The organism is Asticcacaulis sp. (assembly GCF_027484505.1).
Lineage (GTDB): Bacteria > Pseudomonadota > Alphaproteobacteria > Caulobacterales > Caulobacteraceae > Asticcacaulis.
Genome location: NZ_JAIXSV010000210.1, coordinates 1 through 3,077, shown reverse-complemented (window position 1 = coordinate 3,077; position 3,077 = coordinate 1). Strand labels below are relative to the sequence as shown.

Genomic DNA, 3,077 nt, shown 5'->3' with positions numbered 1-3,077 from the left:
GCGATGGCGAAAATAAGAACGCAACGCATCGGCCACGATGGACGACTTCGACGCGCCGGGCTTGCTGGCCAGTGCCTCAAGTTCGTTTGTCAGTTCGTCATCAAGGTAGAGGTGGTGCCGGGGTTTCATGGGCCTGTCCGTCCGCTGGTGTTCAGGAGGATCGGCGTGGACGACCGGCGGGCTTGGGGTGCCGGGCATCAGGGCGCGTCTCCTCCACAGAGTAAGCGCCATGATGCCATCGCTGAGGTTAGGGCCTCATAGCTCCATTACCGTCCGTAGATGCCTTCTTGCCGCATCCTGCGCACGGGCGGACGGTTGAAGCCGTGTCTCCGCTGTGATCCGGGACTGGTCGTGACTGTGGGGGATGGTCAGGGACTGCTCGCGCTAGCGGAACGCCAATGCCAGGATATAGCCGGGGACCGGAATTTCGGTACGGTATGGATGCCGTTTATCGTAACGTTGGGTAGCCACCCCAAACCGGTCAGCAACTTCCTAGACCAAATCAAGCAACAGCATCCAGCCCACTGCGCTGGATGATCGAAAGCAGCCGTAGCGCCGGACCTCCCGGCTTCTTCGCCCCGCGTTCCCAGTCTGACACTAGGTTCTTTGACACATTGAGATAGCGCGCGAAGACCGGTTGCGAGACATGCTCCGCCTCGCGGATGGCCTTGATCTCTTCCGGCGACAGGACGGGCGCTGGCGCAAGGCAGGCCTCGTCGAACTCGCGCATGGTGCGCTTGTCGATGCTGCCCGCTTCGTGGAGACCTTCCATCATCTCGTGGACGGCGGCCATCGCATCGCTCTTGTAGGTCTTTGCCTTAGCCTTGCTCATCGTCTTTCACCTCGACCAATCGGCCCGCTTCAACTTCCGTTTCGATCTGGTCATCACCCAACCCCAGCATGATGCCAGCAGCTTTGCGATAGACCTTCAGTTCCGCCGCACTTAGGTTCGCCTTTTCGCTCTTGGCGAAGGCGAAGACGAAAATGGCCCGCTCGCCCGAGCGGAAGACTAGGATCGAGCGATAGCCGCCCGACTTCCCCCCGCCCTGGCGCGCGATGCGTTGCTTGATGAGGCCGCTGCCTAAGTCGGCATCGACCTGGCCGGATTCGGCTCGATGAACAGCATCAGCAAGCGAAGCATCGCTAATCTTTTCATTTGCCGCGAACTTGGCGAACCAACGGTTTGCGTAGATGCGGATGCGCGGGTTGTCAGTCATTCAGCAACGTTCCACTATCATACTTAGTGTTATGACTCAATGAATATGAGCCGCTCATGTTTTGCTCGATCTGATCGCCGATCCGCTGCCTCGATCACGTGCCCATCGTCAAGATGGGCAGGATCATCAGGCTGCCCGGATTGCGGCGGGCGATAGTGCGGTTGAGCCGTACCCGGTTGGACGGCTTTGCCTTTTCACCACTCCCACGCCCATCACCGGATCGCCTCGATGTATGATTCGGGGTTTCATTCGCTGGTAGCAAATAGCCTTTTGCTTGGATTGACCTGCACCTCTTTGTAGAGGAACAACTGCGTGTAACTTATTGCTTAATAATATCTTTCTTCTGCATTGTGGTCTCGGGTATGCGCTTGGCGGTAAGTCCTGATTGGACTCTTGACGAAAAAGAGCGGATGATTCCGGCACCCGCCCTTTCCAGCAAAAACAACCAAATGGTTATTGTCACGACGTGACAGCCATAGGTATATCACGACCTCAGCGGTCTGAAAATGTTACCGTTGAAATAGTCTCGAAAAAGCGGAGCTGCTGGCGGGTTAGAAGCCGATGCCTATCCCCCTGTCTCTGCCGAACGACCATTCGATGCTGCGGCTCTCATGCATCAGGCCGGTGATCTCTTTGCCGCGCTGCCGCTCCAGCACGTCACGCCACGGGACAAGGGCAAAGTCCTTGGCGCGTTCGACTACCGCGTACTGGCCACCGTTCAGCGTGACCTTGTCTTTCAGGGTGCCGCTGTATTCCACCCACGGGCGCATCTGCACATAGGTCTTGCCCAGTGCCTGCGACAGCCGCTGGCCCTCGGCCTTCAGCTCGCGGGCTGCCATCTGCTGTTCGAGATTAGGCGGATAATGGACCTTGTCACCTTCGGCCCGAACGAGCCCCTGTTTCATCATCCACTGTTCCCGGTCGTAGAGTGCGTCCCTGACCTGTTTCCCGAAGCCCGTGTCCGCCAGCGGCGTCCGTTGCGGTGCGGTTAGTTCCTTATCCAGCCATGTCCATGCTTCGCGCCGCTCAAGGCTGCGCAGCGGTTCGGGTGACAGGACCTCTATATTGACCGGGTTCTGGCTGACCTTCTGCTGTTCATAGGCCAGTACCGTATCACGGTAGGTCTGACCGACCCTGAAACTGTAGTCGTCTTCCCATGTGATGCCGCCCATAGCCCGGCGAACAGCTTCGATACGGCGCACATGGGCTTCTGCAAAGCGTACCGTAGCGAGGCGGTCGTGCCTGAGATGACGCTCTACGGAATAGCAGCCGTCTTTGGCGGCGACCTCGGCTATGGTGTGATCCACCTTGCGCAACTGGGCGACCTTGGGTGTCAGGCGCACAATGGCGTCAGTCGGCACCTGCGGGGCCGTCTCGCCCTTGCCGATCTCGACCACGTGGGTGTGACCGTCCACGCCGTCGATAACCAGCAGGTGGCGGTCTTCCAATTCATCGTACAGGCCACGGTGTGCCACGCGCCCGATGATGGGCGGCATGGGCTCGGTATGGGAAAGCGACGCCGCACGATGGGCCTCGGCATCCTGCCCCATGCCGTAGCCGGCGTCGTGGATGCGCAGCGTCTCGACCATCCGGCCGTCCTTACCGAGGGCCAGGTCGTGACGCAGGCTGTTGATGATGTCGCCGCGCCGTCCAAGCTGGCGCAAGGCGGCCTCAAACTCCTCGCTGACCTGCCACAGGCCGCCCTTATCGGGTGTGGCCAGTTCCAGCGTCTCCAGATGCCTCAGACGGCCCGTAATCAGCGACTGACGTTCTGGGCTGGGGTCTATGGCCCGTACCCGGCCCTCGGCGTCCCGGCCTTCCTCAATCCAGCGGTCTATCGTGGTGTAGCGGCTGGCGGTC

Annotated in this window: 3 protein-coding genes; all 3 read right to left on the bottom strand. The window is 59.9% G+C overall.

Annotated features, from left to right (window positions below):
• Nucleotides 1-502: 502 nt before the first annotated feature.
• Nucleotides 503-832, bottom strand: coding sequence for a DNA-binding transcriptional regulator (locus Q0072_RS12515; RefSeq protein ID WP_298330602.1), 330 nt, complete (start codon nucleotides 830-832; stop codon nucleotides 503-505).
• On the bottom strand, nucleotides 819-1,217 hold the full coding sequence (locus Q0072_RS12510) for a type II toxin-antitoxin system RelE/ParE family toxin (RefSeq protein ID WP_298330599.1): 399 nt from the start codon (nucleotides 1,215-1,217) through the stop codon (nucleotides 819-821). The genes Q0072_RS12515 and Q0072_RS12510 overlap by 14 nt, the downstream gene beginning before the upstream one ends.
• Before the next feature lie 551 nt (nucleotides 1,218-1,768).
• Nucleotides 1,769-3,077 (bottom strand): DUF3363 domain-containing protein (locus Q0072_RS12505; RefSeq protein WP_298330597.1); only part of this gene is annotated, 1,309 nt, incomplete at its 5' end.